Origin of the sequence: Brachybacterium hainanense (genome assembly GCF_042434575.1) — a bacterium.
In the GTDB taxonomy this organism is placed as follows: domain Bacteria; phylum Actinomycetota; class Actinomycetes; order Actinomycetales; family Dermabacteraceae; genus Brachybacterium; species Brachybacterium hainanense.
Window position 1 is genome coordinate 39,545 of record NZ_JBHLSV010000014.1, and the last position, 22,446, is coordinate 61,990.

At 72.5% G+C, this 22,446-nt stretch carries 18 protein-coding genes; 9 read left to right on the top strand and 9 right to left on the bottom strand.

Translation table 11 applies throughout. The features are described 5' to 3' along the window. The first annotated feature begins 53 nt into the window (after positions 1-53). A complete protein-coding gene (locus tag ACFFF6_RS12135; RefSeq protein WP_376981049.1) occupies positions 54-794 on the top strand; it encodes an urease accessory protein UreD in 741 nt (246 codons plus the stop codon). Here the strand turns inward: ACFFF6_RS12135 and ACFFF6_RS12140 are convergent. From ACFFF6_RS12140 to ACFFF6_RS12170, 7 genes are all read right to left on the bottom strand, one after another. Further along, positions 764-2,101 carry a DUF1576 domain-containing protein gene (locus ACFFF6_RS12140; RefSeq protein ID WP_376981051.1) on the bottom strand — a complete coding sequence of 446 codons (1,338 nt, stop codon included), beginning with the start codon at positions 2,099-2,101 and terminating at the stop codon, positions 764-766. The two genes, ACFFF6_RS12135 and ACFFF6_RS12140, sit on opposite strands and share 31 nt — an antisense overlap. A gap of 50 nt (positions 2,102-2,151) precedes the next feature. Beyond that, on the bottom strand, positions 2,152-3,828 hold the full coding sequence (locus tag ACFFF6_RS12145) for an MGH1-like glycoside hydrolase domain-containing protein (RefSeq protein ID WP_376981053.1): 1,677 nt from the start codon (positions 3,826-3,828) through the stop codon (positions 2,152-2,154). Beyond that, positions 3,828-4,712 (bottom strand): carbohydrate ABC transporter permease, encoded by an 885-nt coding sequence (locus ACFFF6_RS12150; protein ID WP_376981055.1) that lies wholly within the window; start codon positions 4,710-4,712, stop codon positions 3,828-3,830. The genes ACFFF6_RS12145 and ACFFF6_RS12150 overlap by 1 nt, the downstream gene beginning before the upstream one ends. A 14-nt stretch (positions 4,713-4,726) precedes the next feature. Next, on the bottom strand, positions 4,727-5,656 hold the full coding sequence (locus ACFFF6_RS12155; RefSeq protein WP_376981056.1) for a carbohydrate ABC transporter permease: 930 nt from the start codon (positions 5,654-5,656) through the stop codon (positions 4,727-4,729). Continuing rightward, positions 5,656-6,951, bottom strand: a complete 1,296-nt coding sequence (locus ACFFF6_RS12160; protein ID WP_376981058.1) for an extracellular solute-binding protein — start codon at positions 6,949-6,951, stop codon at positions 5,656-5,658. The genes ACFFF6_RS12155 and ACFFF6_RS12160 overlap by 1 nt, the downstream gene beginning before the upstream one ends. 106 nt (positions 6,952-7,057) lie before the next feature. Beyond that, complete coding sequence (locus ACFFF6_RS12165) at positions 7,058-8,047, bottom strand: DMT family transporter (protein WP_376981060.1); 990 nt, start codon at positions 8,045-8,047, stop codon at positions 7,058-7,060. 650 nt (positions 8,048-8,697) lie between these two features. Then, a complete protein-coding gene (locus tag ACFFF6_RS12170; RefSeq protein WP_376981062.1) occupies positions 8,698-9,720 on the bottom strand; it encodes a LacI family DNA-binding transcriptional regulator in 1,023 nt (340 codons plus the stop codon). A 421-nt stretch (positions 9,721-10,141) separates the two neighbouring features. On the opposite strand from ACFFF6_RS12170, the gene ACFFF6_RS12175 reads away from it, so the two are divergent. Both ACFFF6_RS12175 and ACFFF6_RS12180 read left to right on the top strand, forming a co-directional pair. Next, positions 10,142-13,375, top strand: a complete 3,234-nt coding sequence (locus ACFFF6_RS12175; RefSeq protein ID WP_376981064.1) for a glycoside hydrolase family 2 TIM barrel-domain containing protein — start codon at positions 10,142-10,144, stop codon at positions 13,373-13,375. Positions 13,376-13,377: 2 nt separating this feature from the next. Then, positions 13,378-13,827: a NanQ anomerase/TabA/YiaL family protein gene (locus ACFFF6_RS12180; protein ID WP_376981066.1), complete on the top strand. Its 450-nt coding sequence runs from the start codon at positions 13,378-13,380 to the stop codon at positions 13,825-13,827. Between the two features lie 96 nt (positions 13,828-13,923). On the opposite strand, the gene ACFFF6_RS12185 is transcribed toward ACFFF6_RS12180, so the two are convergent. After that, positions 13,924-14,175 carry a hypothetical protein gene (locus tag ACFFF6_RS12185; RefSeq protein ID WP_376981067.1) on the bottom strand — a complete coding sequence of 84 codons (252 nt, stop codon included), beginning with the start codon at positions 14,173-14,175 and terminating at the stop codon, positions 13,924-13,926. A gap of 691 nt (positions 14,176-14,866) precedes the next feature. Between ACFFF6_RS12185 and ACFFF6_RS12190 the strand changes: the two genes are divergently transcribed. From ACFFF6_RS12190 to ACFFF6_RS12200, 3 genes are all read left to right on the top strand, one after another. After that, the gene (locus ACFFF6_RS12190) at positions 14,867-16,477 is read left to right on the top strand and encodes a helix-turn-helix transcriptional regulator (protein ID WP_376981069.1); all 1,611 of its coding nucleotides are present in this window, start codon (positions 14,867-14,869) and stop codon (positions 16,475-16,477) included. A gap of 178 nt (positions 16,478-16,655) precedes the next feature. Beyond that, on the top strand, positions 16,656-18,161 hold the full coding sequence (locus ACFFF6_RS12195; protein ID WP_376981071.1) for a sugar transferase: 1,506 nt from the start codon (positions 16,656-16,658) through the stop codon (positions 18,159-18,161). Continuing rightward, on the top strand, positions 18,161-18,766 hold the full coding sequence (locus ACFFF6_RS12200) for a VanZ family protein (RefSeq protein WP_376981073.1): 606 nt from the start codon (positions 18,161-18,163) through the stop codon (positions 18,764-18,766). The genes ACFFF6_RS12195 and ACFFF6_RS12200 overlap by 1 nt, the downstream gene beginning before the upstream one ends. Here ACFFF6_RS12200 and ACFFF6_RS12205 read toward each other — a convergent pair. After that, positions 18,663-19,502, bottom strand: coding sequence for a nucleotidyltransferase family protein (locus ACFFF6_RS12205; protein WP_376981075.1), 840 nt, complete (start codon positions 19,500-19,502; stop codon positions 18,663-18,665). The two genes, ACFFF6_RS12200 and ACFFF6_RS12205, sit on opposite strands and share 104 nt — an antisense overlap. Before the next feature lie 136 nt (positions 19,503-19,638). Here ACFFF6_RS12205 and manA point away from each other — a divergent pair, with 136 nt between their 5' ends. The 3 genes from manA to ACFFF6_RS12220 are packed head-to-tail and all read left to right on the top strand — an operon-like array spanning position 19,639 to position 22,429. Next, positions 19,639-20,841 (top strand): mannose-6-phosphate isomerase, class I, encoded by a 1,203-nt coding sequence (manA, locus tag ACFFF6_RS12210; RefSeq protein WP_376981077.1) that lies wholly within the window; start codon positions 19,639-19,641, stop codon positions 20,839-20,841. Further along, complete coding sequence (locus tag ACFFF6_RS12215; RefSeq protein WP_376981079.1) at positions 20,838-21,176, top strand: PqqD family peptide modification chaperone; 339 nt, start codon at positions 20,838-20,840, stop codon at positions 21,174-21,176. Before manA ends, ACFFF6_RS12215 begins: the two co-directional genes overlap by 4 nt. Continuing rightward, positions 21,173-22,429 carry a hypothetical protein gene (locus ACFFF6_RS12220; protein ID WP_376981081.1) on the top strand — a complete coding sequence of 419 codons (1,257 nt, stop codon included), beginning with the start codon at positions 21,173-21,175 and terminating at the stop codon, positions 22,427-22,429. The genes ACFFF6_RS12215 and ACFFF6_RS12220 overlap by 4 nt, the downstream gene beginning before the upstream one ends. The last annotated feature ends 17 nt before the right edge of the window (positions 22,430-22,446 follow it).

The window sequence follows — 22,446 nt, forward strand, 5'->3', positions numbered from 1 at the left end:
ACGCTCCAGGGGCGCGGTCCCTCCGGCCCACGGGCGCCTCTGCCCCGCCGCGCGTGACTGCGACCCGGGTGCGCGTGCAGCTGCGCGACGATCGGGTCGCGGTGCCCGAGCTGCGCGCCGGCGACGCCCTGGTCCCGAGGATCCTCGACGTCGAGGGGCGCCGCATCCGCATCGCGCTCGTGGGGCGCTGCGCGACCCTGCTGGCCGGGGACCGGGTCGAGGTGGCGGTGGCGGTCGGACCCGGCGTCGAGCTCGAGCTGGTCGAGCCCTCCGGCACCGTCGCCTACGACGGCCGCGGCGCCCCCGCCTCCTGGGCGGCGCGGATCGAGGTCGGTCCCGGGGGAGCGCTCCTGTGGAACGCGGCACCGTTCGTGATCGCCCGCGGCGCCGATGTCCCCCGCGACCTGCACGTCGATCTTGCGGACGGGGCGTTCGCCCTGCTGTCGGAGCTGCTGGTCCTGGGACGTTCGGGCGAGGCAGGAGGGGCGCTGCTGGCGCGGCAGCGGGTGCATCGCGCGGGCCGGCCCCTGCTGGTCGAGGACCTCGACCTGCGCGATGCGGTCCTCCGGGCCCTGCCCGGAGTGCTGGGTCAGGAGCGGGTGCTGGGCAGCGTCGCCCTGCTGGGGCTGCGCCCCGAGCACATCCCCGGACCGCACGCCACGCCGCTCGCCGGGCCGGGGGCGCTCGCCCGCGTGCTCGCTCCGGCCGTGCACTGTGCCCAGCCCGTCGTGGAGGCGTTCTGGCGGGAATGGCGGGGCCTGGTTCAGGCGGCCGGGACCTCGACGGGCTCCTGAGGCCGGTCGCGCACCCGGCGCCCGCGGCGGCTGAGCAGCAGCGCGACCGGGGTGAGGACGGCGGCGACGAGACCGGCCGCGAAGCCGTTCCCGTACAGGTTCAGACCTGCTGTGAACGCACCGGTGACCTGGCCGACGGAGACGTGCAGGAAGCCGGCCAGAAGCCCCCAGTGCGGACCGAAGCGCCCGGCGACGGGGGCGAGGCAGGTGCCGAACAGCGCCGCCCACACGACGCCCGGATCGGTGAGCCCGAACGGCTTCGCGAGCGCCCCCAGCAGCACCCCTGCCATCACCGGGACGATGTTCGCCGCGTGCTTCCCGCAGGCGCCGAAGCCGATGATGCTCACGATCCCGCCGACCACGGGTCCGTTCAGGTCCGCCCCCGTGAGCAGCACGAGCAGGGTGCCGATCGCTCCGACGACGGCCATGTTCAGCAGGGTCGGGCCCGCTCCGTGGGCGGCGAGGAAGTCGGCGGGCGCCTGGCCGGGGTCGCGGTGCAGTGCGAGCAGCCCCTGCCAGGGACGGCGGTCCAGGACGAGTGCGGCGGCGATCACGCCCGCGAGCATGAGGGCCACGAGGACCAGCAGCGGGAGGTCGTGACCGCTCGTCCACGCCATCGGCGGCTGGGGCGTCAGCCCGTAGGACTGGAGGACCGCGATGACGACGACGCCCAGCACTCCCGCGGCGAAGCCCATGTTGTACAGGGAGAAGCCGTTGTGAGCGCGGAACAGCTGCCGGGCGACCACGGGGATCACGAAGCCGATGAGCACACCGATCAGCAGTCCCAGCGGGACCGATGCCGCGCGCGGCAGGGCCGAGTTGAAGGCGATCTCCGTGAACACCGGCGCGAGCGCGGTGGCGAAGATCGCCGTGGTCAGCTGGTCGCGCAGCGGCTCCTCGCGGAAGCGGCAGTACAGGGCGACGCCGGCGAGGATCGGCCACACGTTCAGCAGGGTCTTCCCGAACAGCGCGAACCCCAGCAGCATGTACAGGCAGCCCACGGCGGAGCCGTTCACCGACGCACCCGTGATCCGGTAGGCGCCGCAGGCGAGGAGCGTCAGCAGCCCCGCCTGCGCGAAAGCACCGCCCAGTCCGCCGACGTCGACGAAGTCGGTGATCAGCACGTCCGTCGGCGTGAGGATCCGGCCGATTCCGCGCAGCACCTCGCCGGGCGGGTCGACGGCGAATCCGAACGCGACGCAGCCCAGCGCCGTGAGCGCCACGAGCCGCAGCAGGATCCGCTGCTGGCGCGCGAGCGCGTCGGGCTCCGGAGCTGCCGGGGAGATGACGGGATGCTCAGCCTCCATGCCGCCGATCCTCGCACGGACGCGGACGCGGCGTGAGGGCGCGCGGCGGCTCAGGCGGCAGGGCCGCTCATGGCCACGGCAGCTCCACCGGCGTGATCGGCGGCGGCGACCGCCAGGTCGAGGAACAGGGCCGCGGACCAGCCGAAGCAGGTCGTCGCCCGGCCGGCGCGCTGTGCGGTCGCGGCGTCGAAGTACTCGTGCGGGCCGCCGCCGGCGCGGACCATGGCGAGGGTCGACTCGGCGAGGGCCTTCGCCTCCGCCTCGCGCCCTTGGAGCCGCAGGCCCTGGATGACCAGCCAGTTCGTGTTCACCCACACGGGGCCGCGCCACATGCGCTGCGCGGCGAAGGCGGGATCGGCGGCGCTCACCGTCGGCGCCGGGAAGGGACGTCCGTAGCGCTCCGGATCCTCGAGCGCCTCCACGAGGCCCTCGACGAGCCGCGCCTGCAGCCCGTCGACCAGCAGCGGCATCAGCCCGACGATCGCGTCGACCGGCACGGGCCCCTCGCCGCCGATCGCCCGGAAGCATCGGCCCTGCTCGTCCCATGTCCCCTCGAGCGCGGTGCGCAGGCGCGCGGCCCGCTCCCGATGCGCCGCGGCGGCATCGGCCTCGCCCCGCTGCTCCGCCCAGCGCGCGAGCACCTGATCCTGGCCGATGAGGTACGCGGACAGGTCCGGGGAGCGCAGGATCGCATCGTGGTCGAAGATCGGGGAGTCGTCCAGACCCGAGGAGTACGGGTGCAGATAGGCGGGGACCCCCGTCGCCCCCGGGTCCGAATGCTCGAACCACCAGTCCTGGGACCGGGCGATCCCCGCACGCAGCTCGTCGATGATCGCGGGGCCGGTGCGGGCGGCGATGATGTCGAGCGCGAAGGCCGTCAGCGGCGGCTTCGTGAGCGGGATGCGGGTGCCCTCGAGGGCGGGCGAGGCCATCGCCCGCAGGTTCTCGAGGTCGCCTGGGGGCAGGTCGTCGGAGGAGGCCAGCACGCCCGCCTCGTGCAGGACGTCGGGCAGCTGGCCCTCGTCCGTAGGGCGCGACAGGGCGAGCCGCATCTGCTCGAGCGCGAGCTCCGGATCGCCGTGGCTGAGACCCACCGCGATGAAGTACGCGTCCCACTGCCAGTGGCCCACGTACCCGATCTTCGAGGGGACCACGGCGCGGCCCGCCGCGGCGCCGCCCAGCTCGAGCGTGTTGACGCCCAGCACCCACCAGCAGAATCGCGCCATCGCCCGGTCCTGGGGGCGGACCTCGGGGCAGCGCTCCATCCACTCCGCCGCCGTGCGGACGATCTCCGCCTCCGCGGCCTCCGGTGCCGTCCCGGGCTGTTCGAGGACGAGCCGCGCCTCCGCGCGAACCGGACCGTCGGTGCTCGTGACGGTCCAGCCGGCCGGCAGGCCGCGCAGGATCACGCGGTCATCGGCCGTGACCAGCAGCCGAGCCGGACCGATGTGCACGCAGCTCGCGCACACGGCCTCGACCGGAACCGGCGTCCCTGATCCGTCACGGACCTGCAGGCCCGCGAGGACCACGCTGTCCGCCATCCGGCGCTCGTACACGCTGCGGACGATGTCCAGCGAGGTCGCCGGAGGCGCCCCCGCTCCCGCCGCCTCGGCCCGGTCCGTGCGCAGCACCAGCAGCCGCGAGAACCGCACCGTGAACGGGGCGTCCACCAGGTCGAGGTGCGCGGACAGATCCGCGGCGAAGGGCAGGGAGCAGGTGCAGGACATCAGCGGCCTCCGAGTCCGGACGTGGCGAGGGAGTTGATGATCTGCCGCTGGCCGAAGACGAAGGCGACCAGCATCGGCAGGGTGGACAGGGCGGTGGCGGCCATGATGATGCCGTAGTCCATGCCGCCGAACTGTCCCTGGAACTGCGAGAGCAGCAGCGGCACGGTGAACAGCTCCGTCGAGTTCAGCAGCACCAGCGGCAGCAGGAAGCTGTTCCAGGCGGAGAGCGCGACGATGATCCCGAGCGCGCCCATGCCCGGGCGGATCGCCGGCAGGATGATCTGCCAGTAGATGCGCCAGCGGCTCGCGCCGTCGACGGTCGCCGCCTCCTCGAGCTCGACGGGCACGGCGAGGATGAACTGGCGGGCCAGGAACACGCCGAAGGGGTTGATGAGCACCGCGGGCACGATGAGCGCCAGATGCGAGTCGACCCAGCCGATCTTCGCCATGATGAAGTAGAACGGCACGAGCGTCACCTGCGAGGGCACCATCTGCATCGCGAGGAACACCCAGAAGATCGCGTTCGATCCCCGGAACGGGATGCGCGCGAAGCCGTACGCGGCCAGGGTGCACGTGAACAGCGATCCGACCACGGTGAGGGCCGTGATGTAGATCGAGTTCATGTAGGCCCGCCCGAAGGGCAGGGCGTTCCAGGCATCGGGCCAGTTCGACCAGGTCCAGGGATCCGGGATGATCGACAGGGGCTCCTGCAGCTGCTGCGGCAGCGCCTTCAGGGACGTGAGGACCATCCACGCGAAGGGCGCGAACATGGTGATCGCGACGAGGGCGAGCACGATGTGCAGGGCGATCTTCGCGGGGCGGATCCGGGGAGCGCGCGGCGCCGACGGGGCGGCGGCCACGGGGGTCGTGGAAGAGGCGGTCATGGCTTCCTCGCCATTCACTCGTAGTGGACGAAGCGCTTCTGCAGACCGAACTGGGCGGCCGTGATCAGGAGCGTCAGGATCAGCAGGATGATGGAGGCGGCGCTGGAGACGCCGAACTTCTGCGCGCTGAACCCGGTGTCGTAGATGTGGTAGACGATCGTGCGGGTCGCGTTGTCGGGGCCTGCGTTCTTGATGAGCACGAACACCAGGTCGAAGGTCTGCAGGGAGCTGATGAACGCGACCACGCTCTGGTAGAAGATCACCGGGGACAGCAGCGGCAGGATCACCGAGCGGAACCGGCGCAGGGGGCCTGCGCCGTCGATCTGCGCGGCCTCGAGGACGCTGTCGGAGATGTTCTGCAGGCCCGCCATGAAGATGACGATGTTCAGGCCCAGGGACGACCAGATCGTCACCATGCACACGGAGATCAGCGCGAGCCTCGGATCGCCCAGCCAGTCCGGCGGCGCGATGCCGAGCACCTTCGCGATGCCCAGGGACAGCACGCCGTCGGCCCGCAGCATCTGCTGCCACAGCAGCGCGACGGCGACGACGCTCGTGACCACGGGCGCGAAGAACATGATCAGATACACGGTGCGTCCGGTGATCCTGTTCAGCGCCACGGCGCCGATGATGGCGAGCAGCAGGCCGATGGGCACCGTCACGACCGCGAGGAACAGCGTGTTCGCGATCGCCCGCCACAGCAGCGGGTCGGACAGCTGATCGCGGAAGTTCGCGAGTCCCACCCAGCTCGGCATCCCGAAGCCGTTCCACTCGGTGAAGGCGAGCAGGAAGGCGAGGGCGAAGGGCACGAGCGTGAACAGCAGCATGCCCAGGGCCTGCGGGGCGACGAACGCCATGCCCCACAGACGGTCGCGGCGCCGCCAGCTCGTCTCGCCCCGCCGCACCGCCGGGGCGGTCCGGGGGGTCTGGACGACGGTGCTCATCAGGCTGTCTCCTCGGCGACCAGGTCGGCGACCTTCTGCAGGGTCGTGGCGGCATCGGCCTTGCCCTGGTACAGCGGGTTCATGAGGTCCACGCTGATCTTCGCGGACAGCCCCGGGACGGCCGCCTCGGTCGGGAAGTTCGAGAACCCGATGTCGCGCATGTCCAGCATCGTCTGCGCGTGCGCGGGGAAGCCCGCGTCGGTGACGAGATCATCGGCGCCCGTGATGGAGGGGACGGCGGTGCCGGTCGTCTCCAGGCGCAGGCGCTGGCCCTCCGCGGAGAGGAACTCGCTGAAGAAGGTGAAGGCGGCCTCCGGGTCCGCGGCCTTCTTGTTGATCGCGAGGTAGGAGGCGGCCACGCCCGTGGGGGCGGCCTTGCCGTCCGGGGTGGGCCAGCGGACGATGTCGTAGCTGTCCATGTTCACGCCCGCGCCCTCGAGGGAGGCGATCGTGTACCGACCGGCCGCGAAGAAGCCCAGCTTGTGGGTGACCAGCATCGAGGTGGGGCCGCTGCCCTCGGGCAGGTCCTCGGCGAGGACGAGCTCCTTGCTGACGAAGCGCTCCGCGTAGCGGTCCATCGCCTGGATGGACAGCGGATCCTCGTGGGCGACGTAGGCGCCGGCCTCGTCGTAGACCTTCCCGCCCTCGGCCGTCATGAAGCTGCCGTGGGTGGCCCAGTAGTTGTAGTAGACCGCCCCGGTCAGGCCGGCGGCGGCGAGCTTCGCGGTCATGTCGAAGTACGCGTCGGTCGTCCAGGCGTCGTTCTCCGCGAGGGTCGCCGGGTCCTCGGTGACGCCGGCGGCCGCGAGGGCCTCCTTGTCGTACCAGAGGGTGTCGGGGTTGACATCGTTGGGCAGCCCGTACAGGACGCCGTCCTTCGAGGAGACCTCCAGCAGGCTCGCCGCGAAGTCGTCCTTGGCGATGGGGGAGCCCTCGCCCGCGATCAGGTCGTCCACGGGCAGCAGCACGTCGTTGCGGATGAAGGAGGCGATGTAGTCGTCGCCCACGTAGAACACGTCGGGCGCCTTGCCGGAGGACAGCTGGGTGAGCAGCTTCGAGTGGTACTCGTCGTAGGAGGCGGTGGGCTGGAAGTCCAGCGGCACCTCGGGATGGTTCTCCGCGAACGCCTCCTGGAAGCGGTCGTAGCTCTTGAGGTCCTCGGGGGAGCCCCAGGTCGCCCAGGTGACGGCGCCGTCCTTCGAGGAGCCGCTGCAGGCGCTCAGCGCGCCGCCCGCGGCGAGGGCGGTCAGGCCGAGGGCGCCCAGGCGGCGGCGGGAGATGGGGGTGCGGAACATGGGGTTCTCCTTGGATCGTCGTTGATGCGGGAACTGCGAGGGTGGTGAGGGATGCCCGCGGCGGAGCGCCGGGCGGGAAGATCGAGGGCGGCGGAGGCCGCGGCCGTCAGACGGCCGGCTCGGGGGCGTCGCGGCCCGGAGGCCGGCCGGGCGGGTCCGCCTCCTCGGTGATCGGTGCGTCGCCGGCGGAGGCGGCTCCGCGGGGTGCACCGGTTCCGGGGCCGCCGGAGGCCGGGTCCTCGCCGGGGGTGTCGGTGAGGACGCCGACGACCATCGCCGCGAGGATCAGCGCCCCGCCCAGCAGCAGGCGGGCGGTGAGGCTCTCATCGGAGAACAGCACCGCGAAGGTGGAGGCGAAGACCGGCTCGAGGGTCATGATCACCGCGGTGCGGGTGGGGGACAGGTGCCCCTGCGCCCAGGTCTGGAGGGTCATCGTGACGATGCCCGCGATGACCGCGGTGTACAGGATCGCGCCCCACACCTCGCCCGACGCGGGGAGCTCGATGCCCCCGGGGATCGCGAGGATCCCGCAGGTCAGGGCGATGCCGAAGATCTGGATGGTGGCGAGGGCGGTGGCGTCCATGCGCTGGCTGGGCTTCTCCAGCAGGATGATGTGGACGGCGTAGATGATCGCGGAGACCAGGGTGATGAGGGCTCCGGCATCCGCCGAGAACCCGGTCAGGCTGAGGACCGCGAGGCCCGCGAAGGCGAGGATCACCGCCGCCCACATGCCGCGGCCGATGGGCCGGCGCCACAGCAGCCACATGAGCAGCGGCGTGATGATCACGTAGGTGCCGGTGACGAAGCCGGAGATGGAGGCGTCGGTGATGCGCAGCCCCCAGGTCTGCGCGACCTGGGCGAGGCCGTACACGAAGCCCAGGACCAGTCCGTCGCGCCAGGCGCGCCGGCCCAGGCCCCGCAGGCGCCGATGGAACAGCGCGCCCATGATGAGCGCGGCGATCGCGAAGCGGATGGCGAGGAAGTCCACCGGGTCGTAGGCGGCGACGGCGCCCTTGATGAGGAAGAACGTCGAGCCCCAGATCGCGGTCACGAGGACGAGGGCGACGGTGGCGCGGCTCCGGATGCCAGGACCCACGGGGCCTCCTTGCATGGTCGCGGCGAGCCCGGCCGCGGGGTCGCTCGTCAGATTGGTATCGGTTTCAGAAGGGAATGTAACCGATACCAATCCGGTGTGCAAGAGGTGGTCGCCCCGTTGCGCCCCGCCGCGGCGCGTTGCGCGGGCGAGGTCTGCCCGTATCCGAGGCAGATTGGCGCCGCCGGGGTGCGGTTGCCCGCGTCTGTGGCAGATCTGCGGGGTGCTGCCTCGTCGCCGGGCAGCGGCGCATCGTTGGGCGATGGCGATGGTGATGGCGGTCCTGATCTGCCCGTATCTGTGGCGGATCGGCGCCGCCCGGGTACGGTTGACCGTATCCGTGGCGGACCTGCGTGCTTCCGCCTCATTGCCGGGCAGTGGTGGATCGTCGGGCGGGCGTGGTGATGGCGGAGGGTCGGTGCGTGGTCGAGGTCTGCCCGTGTTTGAGGCAGATTGGCGCCGCCGGGGTGCGGCTGCCCGTATCCGAGGCAGATCGGGGCTGCCCGGGGGTGGCTGCCTGTATCTGTGGCTGACCTGCGGGGTTCTGGCTCATCGGTGGGCAGCGCTCGGCGGGTCCGGGATTCCGGCCGGCCGGGCCTCCTGCCTCCCCCGTGCCGCCCGCCGATGCGCCGCCTCGCGGACGGGGGACGGGCTCAGGCGCTGGCGCGGGGGACGAGCGCGGAGGGGAGGACGACCGTGCGCGGGAAGGTGCCGCGGATCAGGGCCAGGGCGAGCTCCACGGCGCGGGCGCCCTCGTCCTGCATGGGCTGGGCGATCGTGGTCAGCGGAGGTCGTGTGGCCTCGCCGAAGGGATGCCCGTCGAAGCCGATGACCGCGACCTGCTCGGGGACGGCGATGCCGCGGGCGGCGAGGGTCTCGAGGGCGCCCGCGGCGATCCGGTCGGAGGCGCACAGCAGCCCGTCGATCTCGACGCCGTCGTCCAGGAGCTGCGCGGTCATCGCGGCGCCGCTGCGCTCGTCCCAGTCGCCGTGCAGCACCCGGTCCGGACCGAGCCCCGCCCCCAGCTCGCGCCGGTATCCGGCGAGGCGATCGGTGCTCGCGGGGTTGTCGGCCGGCCCCAGCAGCGCCGCGGGATGCCGCACCCCGCGGCGGAGCAGGGCGTGCGCGGCGAGCGCCCCGCCCACCTCGTCGTCGGAGTAGACGACGGAGAAGCGGCCGTCGTACGGGTCGCCGGGCAGGCGGCCCAGCAGCACGGTGGGCATCCCCATCTCCTGCAGGTGGGGGAGGAGGCCGTCGTCGAAGTACGGAGTCAGGTGGATGACGGCGTCCACGCCCCGCTGGTCCAGGAGACGGCGCACCTTGGCCTGCTCCTGCGCGGTCGAGGCCTGCAGCAGGACCGGGATGAGGGCGCTCCCGGCGAGGGCTCCGTAGACGCCGTGGAGGATCGTCGCGAAGGTCGGATCGGAGAAGAGGGTGCTGAGCGGCTCGGTGACGATGAGGGCGATCGCGTCGGACTGCCCGGTCGCGAGGGTGCGGGCCTGCCAGGACACGGTGTACCCGGCCTGCGTCATCGCCGCCTCGACGGCCTCGCGGGTCGCGGCGTTGACGAGGGCGGAGTCGTTGAGCACACGCGAGACGGTCGTCTTGGACACCCCGGCGAGGCGCGCGATGTCGGCGATCGTGGGCCGGCGGTTCCCGGTCTTCTTGGGCGGCATGCGTGCTCCTTGTCGAGGTCCCCTCATTGTGCCTGCTCCGGATGGCGGGCGGTGAGGACGTGCGGCGGGCGGGCGCCGCGGGAGGGCGGTCCGTGGGGTGCCGCTGCGGCCCCGGCCCGCTGGTCGGCGGTGCGGGGCGGCGGCGGATCGGTCCGGTGGGGTGGGCGGGGCTCCGCTCCTCTCGCGTCCCTGCCGGGGCCCTGCCCGGCGCTCTGTCCGGCATTCCCTGGTGGAACCGGTACCAATGCTGTTATGGTACCGATGTCAGCAGGTGGTGACCCCGCCAGCTGCCGGCGCTCTGCGGGCCCTGCGGCCTGCGGGACGGCTCACGGCGCGACCGCCGGAGCCACGATCGGACCGCTCGGCGACCCGCCGGGCCGGTCCCCGGACCCAGGCATGCCGAACTCACCGCGGAGGACGAATGGCGACCCACGTGCAGGATTCCCCGGCCACCCCCTCGACGGCCTCCGACGAGACCTGCCCGACCGCGCCGAGCGGCCCCGGAGACCCCGCGGCCCCCGCGCTCGCGGAGGACCGGCAGTCGCCGCACGAGCACGGCGAGCAGTGCTCCGCGGCCCCCGCGCCCTGGGAGGATCCCGCGCTCCCCGGCATCGGCCGCCTGCCCGCACGGGCGGCCTTCTTCGGGTACGCCGCGCCCGAGCAGGCCGAGGCCCGCCGCCGCGAGGACTCCCGCGGCTTCCAGCTGCTCAGCGGGCCGTGGCGGTTCCGCCTGGTCGACGGGCCCGGCCGGGTGCTGCCGCAGTGGCATGAGAGCCTCCACGAGGACTGGGACCAGGTCACCGTCCCCCACCACTGGCAGCTGGACGGCTACGGCTCGCCGGCGTACACGGACGAGTCGATGACCATCCCCGTGGACCCGCCGCGCGTGCCCTCATGGACGCCGACCGCGGTCTACCAGCGCGTCGTCGACCTCCCCGCATCGGACCCGAGCACCCACCGGTGGGTGCTGCGCCTGGACGGCGTGGAGTCCTATGCGGAGATCCACCTCAACGGCATCTTCCTCGGGATGACGAAGGGCTCCCGCCTCGCCGCGGACTTCGACCTGACCGATGCCGCGCGCGAGGGCGAGAACCTCCTGTCGATCCGGGTGCTGCAGCACAGCGACGGCACCTATGTCGAGGATCAGGACATGTGGTGGCTCGCAGGGATCTTCCGCGACGTCTACGTCCTCCAGCGTCCCGTCGCCGGAGCCCGCGACCTCGCGGTCACCACCGCCTGGGGGCCCGTCGCGCGGATCTCGGCGGAGGTCGTGGTCGGCGAGGGCTGCGCGCGGGTGGACTGGACCCTGCGCGACGGATCGGCCGCGATCGCCACCGGCACCGCCGAGGTCGACCCCGCCGCGACCGCCGTCCCCGGCGGCCCCGAGCTCCTCCCCGGCCCCCGGGCCCGCCTCGGGATCGACGTCGCCGACCCCATCGGCTGGAGCCCCGAGGACCCGCATCTGTACCGCCTGGATCTGGTGCTGCGCGATGACGCCGGCGAGATCATCGAGGTGATCCCGCAGCGCGTGGGCCTGCGGGAGATCACGATCGAGGACGGTCTGCTGCGTCTGAACGGCGCCTATTTCATGATGCACGGCGTCAACCGCCACGATCAGGACGAGCGTCACGGCCGTGCGGTCCCGCTCGCCCGGATGCGCGCGGACCTCGAGCTCATGAAGCGGGCGAACATCAACGCCGTGCGCACCGCCCACTATCCCAACGACCCCCGCTTCTACGAGCTGTGCGATGAGCTGGGGCTGCTGGTCATGGCGGAGACGGACCTCGAGACCCATGGCTTCGCCGTGGTCGGCGACCTCGATCGGATCTCCGACGACCCGGCCTGGGAGGCGACCTACGTCGACCGGATCGAGCGGCACGTCGCCGCGCAGCGCAACCATCCGAGCGTGGTCATGTGGTCGCTCGGCAACGAGTCCGGCTACGGCTGCAACTTCCGGGCCATGGCGGCCCGGGCGAAGCAGCTCGACCCGACCCGGCCGCTGCACTACGAGGAGGACCGGGACGCGGAGGTCGTCGATGTCGTCTCCACCATGTACTCGCGGGTGGCGCAGATGAACGACCTGGGCGAGTTCCCGGTCGGGAAGCCCCGCATCCTGTGCGAGTACGGGCATGCGATGGGCAACGGCCCCGGCGGCATCGCCGAGTACCAGGCCGTCTTCGAGCGCTGGGACTCGATCCAGGGCCACTTCATCTGGGAGTGGTCCGATCACGGGATCCGCCGCGACACCGAGAAGGGCGCCGACTGGCTCTACGGCGGCGACTTCGGCGAGTACCCGCACAACGCGAACTTCTGCATCGACGGCCTCGTCCTCCCCACCGGCGAGCCCAGCCCGGGCCTCGCCGAGTACGCGAACCTGCTGTGCCCGCTGGGGATCGAGGCGGCCGATGCCGGGATCCGCCTGCGCAGCCGGCTCTGGTTCACGCGCACCGCGGGGCTCGAGCTGGTCCTCGAGCATCTGGCGGACGGCGAGCTCGTCTCCTCGAGGCGCCTCCCCTGCCCGGAGCTCGCGCCGGGGCAGAGCACGCTGCTCGCGGTGGACCCCGCGGGCTGGGCGGCCGATGGGCCCGCGCTCGCCGCGGACGCCGAGCGGACGCTGCTGGTGCGCGTGGTGCGACCGGAGGCGACATCCTTCGCCCCGGCCGGCCACGAGCTGGGCTTCCGTCAGGTCCCGGCGCCCGCCGGCGTCGCCTCGGCTCCGCCCTCGCTGCGCGCGGAGACGTCGCGGGACGATGCGGGTCCCGCCGCCGTCCGCGTGGAGGAGACCCCGCTCGAGCTGCGCCTGGCCGCCGGAGGGGAGCGGCTGGTCCTCGACCGGATCGACGGGAGCCTGCTGTCCTGGAGGCATGGGGGCCGTGAGCTGCTGCGCCGGGGGCCGCGGGTGAACTTCTGGCGCCCGCTGATCGACAACCACCAGCAGGAGCACGACGCGGTCTGGGGACCGGCGCTGCTCGCGCATCTCCAGCAGTCCACGCGCCGGGTCGCCGTCCGCCGTCCCGACGAGCAGGGGGGTGCCGTGGAGGTGGTCGTCGAGGTCGACGTGGCACCGCCCGGCCTCGACCACGGGATGCACGCCTCGCTCGTGTACCGGCTCCTGCCGACGGGGCGTCTCGAGGTGCGCGTGGCCGGCACCCCCTTCGGCCCGTACGACGGACTCGTGCCCAAGCTCGGCCTCGAGCTCGCGCTGCCCCGGGAGCTGGACCGGGTCGAGTATCTGGGGCGCGGCCCGGGGGAGAACTACGTCGACTCGCGCACGGCGACCTGGATCGGTCGCTTCTCCACGACCGTCGCGCAGATGGAGACCCCGTACGTGCGTCCGCAGGACTACGGCAACCGCGAGGACGTGCGCTGGATCAGCTTCACCGACGAGCACGGTGCGGGAGTGCGGGTCGACGCGATCGGCGAGCCGCTGTGCGCGAGCGCCTGGCCGTATTCGCGGCAGATGCTCGAGGCGGCCGCGCATCGCACCGACCTCGTCGCCGATCCGGAGGCGATCACCGTCAACCTCGACCATCGGCTGCTGGGCCTGGGCTCGAACTCCTGGGGCGCCGAGGTGCTCGATGGGCACCGGCTCCGCTGGCGGGCCTTCGAGTACGCCTTCGCCCTGACCGCGCTCGATCCCTGCCAGGAGGACTGACCATGCAGATCCACGACTCCCTCGCCGCTCTCGAGCACTGCCGCGCCGGCTTCCCGATCTGGGGACGGCTGCGGGAGGCGATCACGGCCTCCTCCTCGCATGCCGTCGGGCAGATGCACTCCCTGGGCGATGCGATCACGTTCCTGCGCACCCCGCGGCGCCATCGGGGCGACGCCTTCGTCGCGCACCGGCGCTATGTCGAGATCGTCGCGGCGGCCGGCTCGCCGGTCCTGCTCGAGGTCGCGCCGATCGCGGACCTCGTGGTGACCACCCCGTACTGCGACCTCAGCGATCGCGAGCTCCTCGCGGGCGCGGGGGAGCGGGTCCGCCTCGAGCCCGGACAGATCGCGGTCCTCGAGCTGCAGGAGGCGATCCGCTACCCCGAGGAGGCCGCGGAGGCGCCGACGGTGCTGCATGTGAGCGTCGAGCGGTTCCCTGCCGCGGCCGCCTGAGCGCGGCCGGCGGCGAGCACCGGACGGGACGCGGCGGGAGACGACTTCCAGGTCGTCTCCCGCCGCTCGTCGTGCGTCGTCATCGGGGACCTCGGGCTACGCGGCGGAGGCCTCTCCGGTCTCGCCGGCGTCCGCGCTCTGATCCGGCGCGAGGACGAGGGCCGTCCAGCCGACCATGTCGGCGTCGCGCAGCGCGCCGGCGTCATAGGACTCCCAGATGCGTTCGCCGTCGCGCAGGCGCAGCACGCAGAGGTATGAGTCCGGCTCCTCGTCGAACCGGGCGATGGTCCCGACGGGGAGCCGCTGGGCCTCGCCGGGATCCCGGATGGGGGTGGTGCGGTACAGCATGGGGTCCTCCTCTGGTCCGCGGATGGACGTGTCGCGGGCGCGGGGACGCCCGGACGCGGGAACCCTACGGCGGAGGGCGCGTGTGGCACCAGTGACCGGGGTCAGGAGTCGGGGACGGTTCCGGGGGGAAAGCGGAGGGGAGGCGGGGGAGGCGAGGGGGAGGGCCGGGGGGATGCAGGGAAGGATCTCCCCCGGACGGGGGAGGAATGGGATGTCACCTGGGATGTCGTCGGGAGGTACGGGCTCCGGACAGGGCGGCGCGGGCGCCTCTGCCCGGGGGCCGATATCCGCGTCCTGCGAGATCCATGGAAATCTACCGATGGGTAACCGGCGTATACCCCCTGAACACCCCCGATCCGCCCCCGCGCAGGAACTCCGGGTTACGGGCCAATGCCCTGGTGACAAGGGGGTAACGAATTCTGAGGGGGTCCCCCTGAGGGGTTCCGGCGAGTATGGTGGGGGTATGGCTTGCCACGGCGACGCCGGTGATTCCGTGGGGGAACCTCCGGCTCATCCGCCGGGGTCGTATCCGGTGCTTCTGCCGGATCTGCCGCATCACCGTTCGACGCTCCGGGACCAGGGGGCGCCGAGCGCCTCGGGCACGGGATGCGGTGAAACGCGGCGCACGCGAGGTCTCGTGCGCTCACATCATCCTGGTCATCAGCAGGCGGACCAGCAGGATGTGAAGACCATGGAGTCGACTCCGGTGATGGTGGAAGCACGGACGATCGTCGCGGACGAGGAGGAGACCGTCGCGGCGACGCCGGAGCAGGGGATGCGCGCCCGGATGCATCGGCTCCGGCGGGAGAGCACCCCGGAGGAGCTCGCGGCGTTCCTGGACGCCGAGTTCTTCGCCGCCTCGCTCCTCGCCCCCGAGCAGCTCGCGCAGCTGCTCACGCAGCACGCCCCGATGCTCGAGCAGGCAGGAGGGCGCTTCACCCTCGGCATGCACCTGCTGCGCGTGGATGTGCCGGCCCCTATCCAGGCGACCTCGGCGCTCGGCGCCGCTCTGGAGACCACGATGCACCCGCTGCTGAAGGACCGCCTGGGCCTGCAGACGCTGCGCATGCAGCAGCTGACGTTCGACGGGAGCTTCGACCTGGCCCACCGGATCGGCGATGAGCTCGCCGGCGAGCTCATCGCCGCGACCGACCGCTCCGGGCTCACCGACATGCTCCCCGTGGTCCTCGTCGAGATCGGGATCGTGCAGCTGCTGGCCGCGGACCCGGATGCGGCGATCGGCACCTTCCGCAACGCCTCCCGCTGGGCCGCCGTCAACGGCGGGCATCCGGCCGGAGCGCATGCGGACCAGTTCGCGGAGCTGGTGCGGATGCTGCGCGGCGAGGACGCGGCCGCGCACCTCCTCGGGGAGGCGGAGGAGCCCCCGCGGGGAGTCCCGGGAAGCCGCGTGTGGATGTGGACCGCGATCCCCCTCCTCACCCGCGCCCTGCACCTGCTGCGCGTCTGGGACCTCGACGGGGTCGAGCGGATCCTGCGCCTGGTCGACGCGCCGGACCCGCTCGCGGACACGAGCTCCCTGGGAGGGCTGTGGTGGCTGCCGGTGCACGTGCACGCCCGTCTCGCCCTGCTGCGCGGCGACCGCGAGCGGGCCCTCGCCGCCCTGCGCAGCGTGATGCAGGACTGGTACTCCTCGCTGGGCCGGAACTCCTATGCCGGGAGCCTGCTGCGCGCCGACTACACGGACCTGCTCCAGGCCGCCGGAGCCTACGCCGAGGCCGGCGAGTTCCTCGCCCAGGCGGAGACGGGCGTGCGGATCCCGCAGCTGATCGCCAGCCGCGCCCGGCTGCTGTGGCTGACCGGCGAGAGCACGGGCCTGGACCGACTGCTGCTGCAGGTGGGCCGCTTCCATCCGGCCAGCTCTGCGGAGCTGGACGTGCTGCGCCTGGTGCGCCGCTTCGAGAGCGGCGCCCGGAGCACGGCCCGCGCCGAGGACCGGCAGCTGTGGGAGTCTGTGCGCGCCCGCGCCGGGGTCCTCGAGCTCGGGATGCTGCCCGTGCACGTGCGGACCCTGCTCGCGGGCCCGGACGAGCTCGCCGTCGCGGATCCGGCCGGCTTCACGAACCCCTACGTCCGTGCCCAGGGCGTGCGGCTCAGCCGCGGAGAGCGGGAGCTGGTGCTCGAGCTGCAGGAGGAGGACTCGATCGTCTCCCTCTCCCAGCGCCTGTTCCTCTCCCCGAACACGGTCAAGACACGGCTGCGCGACATCTACCGGAAGGCGGGCGTGCACTCGAAGGAAGAGCTCTTCCACGTGCGCGAGACGATCCTCCGGCAGGGACGATGAACGGGATGCTGCTGAGACCTCCCCGACGATCCGCTGAATCACCCGCGGAATCCACCCGAGGGCGGGGGACAGGAGGACCGGGGGTCGATACGGTGGACGCCGTACCCGGTGGTGGGGCGGCGGGAGTCGGGTTCCCGCACGGAGAATGCTGCGGGGATCGGATCGGGACGGAGGGGACATGACCACATCGCGTGAGCGCGCCCTGGCGGTGCAGACTCCTGCTGAGGCGCGCCGCGGCGTCCGCCGGGTCCTCGCCGGCTCCCGCACCGCGCGGGATCTGCGCCGCCGCTCCGTGGCCATCATGGTCCTCGCGGACATCCTCTCCCTCGTCGTCGCCGGCGCGGCCGCCTTCGCCATCCGCCAGGCGACCCTGGGGCGCGCCGGCGACCTGGGCGATTCCCTGTCCGATGCCGCCGTCCTCATCGCGCTCGGCTGGCTGGTCGCGATCGTGCTGTTCAGCGGGTATGACTCCCGTCTGCTGCCGGCGGGTCCGGAGCTGTTCGGCAACGTCCTGCATGCGAGTCTCGCGGCGGCCGGGATCGTCGGCGCGATCGTGTATCTCGCGGGCATCGAGCTCTCGCGCGCGTTCTTCCTGGTGTTCTTCCTGGTCGGTCCGCTGCTGCTGCTGTTGAACCGCTTCCTGCTGCGTCGTCTGCTGAACTCGATGCGGGGGCGTGGGCATCTGCGTCAGGGCGTGGTGGCTGTGGGGGATCTGCGTCATGTCGAGGGCATCGCGCGGACCATCGCTCGGGAGACCTGGCTGGGCTACGACATCGTGGGGGCGATCACGCCGACGGGCCGGGACGAGGGTGCTTCCGCGCTCGGCATCCCCGTGCTGGGCGCGGAGCGGGACCTGTTGCGCATCGCTGACGAGACGCGTCCGGGGGTGCTGCTGTTCACCGCGGGTGCTTCGGCCAGTGCGGAGGAGTTCCGGCGCACGGCGTGGAAGCTCGAGGACGAGGACGTGGCCGTGATCGTGGTGCCTGCTCTGACGGAGATCTCCGCGGACCGGGTGCGGATGCGGCCGGTGGCGGGGCTGCCTCTGGTGCATATGGACCTGCCGCGTGCTCGGGGGGCTCTGAAGTGGACCAAGCGGACGATGGACGTGATCGCGGCTGCGGTGCTGCTGATGGTGCTCGCTCCTGTGCTGGTGGGTATCGCGGTCTGGGTGAAGGTGTCCGATGGTGGTCCGGTGATCTTCCGTCAGCAGCGGGTGGGTCGTGATGGGGTGCATTTCGAGTTCCTCAAGTTCCGCAGCATGGTCACCGACGCGGAGGCGGTTCTGGTGGAGATGACGGAGCGGGCTGTGCAGGATCGTGGCAACGCGGTGATGTTCAAGATGCGTCATGATCCGCGGATCACGAAGCCGGGTCGTGTGCTGCGTCGTTATTCCCTGGACGAGCTGCCGCAGCTGTGGAACGTGCTGCGGGGGGACATGTCGCTGGTGGGTCCGCGCCCTGCTCTTCCGCGGGAGGTCGCGGGGTATGACGAGGATGCTTTCCGGCGGCTGTCGGTGCGGCCGGGGATCACGGGTCTGTGGCAGGTGTCGGGGCGTTCGGATCTGTCGTGGGAGGAGACGGTCCGTCTGGATCTGTATTACGTGGACAACTGGTCCTTCACGCAGGACGTGCAGATCCTTTCCCGGACCGTGCGGGCTGTCATGTCCTCGGCAGGCGCCTACTGATGCTGTCCGCTGTGCGCGCCCTCTCGAGCTCCCTGCGCGCCCTGCCGCGGTGGACGCGGACCTCCGCCCTCGCGGTGCTCGCCCTGTATCCGGCGGGCGCTGCCTTCCTGCTCCTGCTGGACGACGGCTGGGCCGTGAACCGGGCCAATGTGCGGGTCTGGTACGCCGTGACCGCGGTGACCGGGGGTCGGGACGTCATCACCCCGGAGGTGTTCGCGGTGATCGCGAACGTCGCCCTGTTCGTGCCGGTGTTCGCCGCGCTCGCCGTCCTCGTCCCGACGCGCTGGTGGGTGCTGCTCGCGGCGCTGCTCAGCACGGCGGTGGAGCTGCACCAGATGGGCATCCAGCGGGAGGCGGATCTCGGCGACGTCGTCGCGAACACCTTCGGCGCCGGTCTCGGGACGGTGCTCGGCATCGGGCTGCGCGCTCTCGTGCTGCGCCGCGGCGCAGCTCCGGCCGCGGCGCTCCCCGATGAGGGAATCCGCCCCGACGGGGCGGCTCTCAGCGACGGGGGAGCGCTCGGCGCAGGCGTGCCCACCACTCGCGGCGCAGCTCGGCCCGGTCCGGCCGGTGGCCCAGACGGAGGGCCAGATGATCGGGGTTGACCCGCGCCGCCTCGACGAGCAGCCGCAGCCGCTCCCGCAGGCCGTGCGCATCGCGCCAGCGCGCCGCGCGCACCCCGCGGGCATCGGCGTTCGCATGCAGCGCCGTCCACAGGTGCTCCCCGGGGCCGCCGCGGGCGAGCTCCGGGCGGCCCGTCGCGATCGCGAGCGGCACCAGGGCCCCCAGATCCCGGGCGAGCGCATCGATCCGCTCCTGCTCGGACGCATCGACCCGCGTCCAGGAGACGTCGAGGTCATGGCGGGCGTGCCCGGTCGCATCGCGCGCCGCATGCACGAGCAGCAGCAGGCGCTGCGGCCGCAGCGCGGGGACCGCACAGGGCACCCCGCCCAGCAGCATCTCCTCGTGCCCGTCCCACAGCTGTGCGAAGGACGCCCCGGGGTCCCGGTCCAGGCCGGGGAAGGACCGATGCACGTCGACCGTGCCCCACACCGTGTGATGGAAGGTCGCCGCATGCATGAAGACGCTGCCGTGCGCGAAGGTCGTGATCTGCTCCCAGCCCTCCGCCGCGAGGGCCGCGGTGAAGACCGGGACCTGTGCCGGGCGCACCAGGACGTCGCAGTCGGTCGAGCGGCGCCGGCCCTCCGCGAGCTGCGGGTGCAGGGCGACGCCCTTGACATGCAGCAGCTCCACCCCGGCGGAACGGGCATGATGCTCGAGCACCCCGTGGGCGAGCCGCAGACGCACCTGCGTCGGGACGTGGGTCGTGGGTGCCTGCATACCCTCCACTCTAGATTCCCGGAGGCCGCGGCGAATGCCCGGTCCCACGGGACGTGCGACGCCGTGCGGAACGGCCCCCGCGGCAGCACGGAATGCAGGACCATCGGAACCATCGGAACGTTCAGGAGGCGCACGGATGCAGGAGCTTGACGGGCTCATCCAGCACTATGCCTGGGGGTCTCCGCGTGCGTTGCCGGAGTTTCTGGGTCGGGAGGCTGATGGGACCCCGTGGGCGGAGGTCTGGTACGGGGCGCATCCGCTGGCGCCGTCGACGCTGGCGGGCGGGGCGGGGCTGGACCAGGCGATCGCTGCGGATCCCTGGCGCACCCTGGGCGACGGAGTGAGCCGTGCGTTCGATGAGCGTCTGCCGTATCTGCTGAAGGTCATCGCTCCGGATCAGCCGTTGTCCCTGCAGGTCCATCCCACCCGCGAGCATGCCGCGGAATCCTATGCGGCGGAGAACGCGGCGGGTCTCGCGCTGGACTCCCCGCACCGGAACTACCGCGATGACAACCACAAGCCGGAGATGCTGGTGGCGCTGACGCGTTTCACGGCCGTCTGCGGGTTCCGCACGCCGCGTCGTGCGGCCACGATCCTCGAAGGTCTGGGCACGGTGCTCACCGATCGTCTCCATTCCCTCCTGGTGCGGTATCCCACCGCTCAGGGGATGCGTGCCGCGTTCCGCACGTTGGTGGCGACCTCGATGCGTCCTCCGGCGGCTGCGGTCGAGGAGGTCGTCCAGGCCTGCCGTGATCGGTACGCGGCGGGGTGTTCGCCGTCGCCGCGGATCGATCGGATCGTGTCCCTGCTCGCGGATCATCACGGCGGGGATCCCGGGGTGGTGGCGGCTCTGCTGCTGAACCCGGTGACGTTGCAGCCCGGGGAGGCGATGTTCGTGCCTGCGGGGACGTTGCATGCGTATCTCGAGGGGGTGGGGGTGGAGATCATGGCCGCGAGCGACAACGTGCTGCGGGCGGGGCTGACGCCGAAGCGGGTGGATGCCGAGGAGATGCTGCAGTGCGTGAGCGTGGCGGCTGCTCCGCCGTTGCGGGTGGCTCCGGAGCGGCAGAACGCGACGTCGGTGGCGTATTACGCGCCGGTGGATGATTTCGAGCTGTCGGTGACCACGCTTGCTGATCCGCCGGGGGTGTTCGGTCGTCGGCATCCCGTGCCGGGGACCGGGCCGCGGATCGTGCTGGGGCTCGAGGGCGAGGTGCTGCTGGAGACCGATGCGGGTCGCCAGCTCCTGCCCGCGGGCAGAGCCGTGTTCGTCCCTGCTGCTGATGGCCCGTTACGGGCCGGTGGCGAAGGCCGATTCGTCCAGGCGAGCGTGCCGTGAGCCCGCGCTATCGGCTGCGACCGATGGTCCTCGAGCACGACGACGAGACCGGGATGCTGTGGGCGGGAGCGCTGCCCTCCGGGCCGATCATCTCGCTGGGCGGGATCGCCGAGATCGTGCTGTACGTTCTGGAGGAGCAGGACGAGCCCCTCGGCGTGGTGGACGTGCTGGGCCGGCTGCGTGAGCAGCTCGAGGAGCTGCCGGAGGATGCGGAGGAGATCATCGCCGGCTTCCTCGAGGACCTCGACCGCGTGGGCCTGCTCGAGACCGTCCCGCAGGACCCCGACCCCCGTGCGCCGCGGCGCCCCCCGCGCAAGGAGACCGACCTCCCGTGACCGAGCCGACCGCCCTCCCGTCCGACCAGGGGTCCGCGCCCCCGTCGTCCGGACCCGCCGCCGTGCCCGACCCGCCCGTCGCCCGCACCGTCCGCCTGCGGGTCGCCGGGGTCGACCTCGACCTCGATTTCGGCCCCGGCCATGAGGACCTCGCCCGGGAGGTCGACGGTCTGTGGAGCGGGCATCTGGGACGTCCGGAGACCCGCGATCCGCAGCCCGCCGAGGACGGGACGCTGCGCCGGACCTACGTCGTGCCGCCCCGCGAGGAGGAGCTGGGCCTCGCCGTCGCGGAGCTCGTCGCCCCCGTCGCGGGCGAGGCGTCCCGAGGGCTGCTCACCCGGCCTGATGCGATGATCCTCGCCCCCGGACCGCAGGCCGCCTATGCCGTCTCCGGTGACCTGACCCGGGCGGTCATCGGCCGTCTGCTGGGCGAGGCGATCCTGCTGCACGCGGGGGTCGTGGAGCATCCGCGGCTGGGCGTGCTCGCGCTCGTGGGAGCATCCGGAGCCGGCAAGTCGACCGCGACCCTCGAGCTGGGGCGCGGCGGCGTGTACCTCTCCGACGAGCTCGCGATCCTCGACCCCGTCAGCCATGCGGTCACCGCCTTCCCCAAGCCCGTCTCCCGGGTCCTCGGCGAGGACGGCGGCAAGCAGGACATCGCCCTCGCGGCGCTGGGCCTGCGGGCGGGGACGGGATCTGCCGCGCCCGGCACCGTCGTGCTGCTGGACCGCGTGCGGGACGGGGAGGCCTCGCTCTCCCGCGTCCCGCTCGCGGAGGCGCTGCTGGCGATCATCGAGCAGTCCTCCTCGCTGTGGCGGGTGCCGGGCGGGCTCGCCTCCCTGGCACGGCTGCTCCTCGGGGCCGGCGGCGCGCTGCGCGTCCGCTACCGGGAGGCCGCGGAGTTGCCCGCCCTGCTGGCCCATCCGCCCGCCGCTGCGCGCGAGGACGTCGAGGAGATCCCCGCCCGTTCGATCACGACGGCCGCCCCGCCCGCGGGGACGGCGGATCTGACGCCGTACGTGCAGGCGCTCGCCGTGGAGGACGGCGTGGTGGTGCTGCGGGAGGGCAGGGCCGCGCACCTGACCGGGCTCGGCAGCCTCCTGTGGGAGGAGCTGCAGGCTGATGGCCCCCTCGGCCCTGCGGAGCTCGAGCGGAGGATCGTCGAGGGCGCCGGCGAGCACCCCGACAGCGCCCGCCTGATCGCCGAGGCCCTCGACGCCCTCGTGGAGGCCGGCTGGGCGCACCGCGGCTGAGCGCGCGTCCCCGGGCC